Here is a 546-nt window from a genome sequence, read left to right as displayed (position 1 = left end):
TTGCTTGGTTATATCGCGCTACTGCGGATCTTGTAATACCAACAATAGTCCTGATTTTTATGGCCGAGCTCTTTGCCTTTATTGCATTGAGCTGGATGAATGCTGCAATCTGTGCCGCCAGCGCAGTGATCATTCGACCGCCAATAATAGCAGCGACACCGATTGCTGTATTAGACAGCAAGGTGAGGTGATCTGTAGCAGTTTCGATCACAGCTCCCATTGAATTGACCACAGTTTGTACTGAGGTTGACGTTCCCGCGAACTTAATTAAGTTATTGTTCGCGATCTCCATTCGTTGCGAGAACGTTGGTATCGTACGAGCAAACTCATCGTTAATAGTTGATGCAGCTTTAGAAATGGAGTTAATAACAACGTCTGCGGTCAATTGTCCAGTGTTAGCCATCTGGCGAAGACCAGCAGTACCAACACCGAGACCATCTGCAATCATCTTACCAAGACGAGGAGCCTGTTCCATTACAGAACGGAATTCGTCCCCACGTAACACACCAGATTGCAGACCCTGTGAGAACTGGATAATAGCAGCGG

At 46.7% G+C, this 546-nt stretch carries 1 protein-coding gene; it reads right to left on the bottom strand.

The features are described 5' to 3' along the window. On the bottom strand, positions 1–546 hold a 546-nt coding region (locus tag Y882_RS19695), incomplete at both ends, for a tape measure protein (RefSeq protein WP_156171601.1).

It is taken from the genome of Dyella japonica DSM 16301, assembly GCF_001010355.1.
In the GTDB taxonomy this organism is placed as follows: domain Bacteria; phylum Pseudomonadota; class Gammaproteobacteria; order Xanthomonadales; family Rhodanobacteraceae; genus Dyella; species Dyella japonica.
The sequence above is the reverse complement of the archived record's forward strand: the minus strand, read 5'-3'. Positions and strand labels throughout refer to the sequence as shown.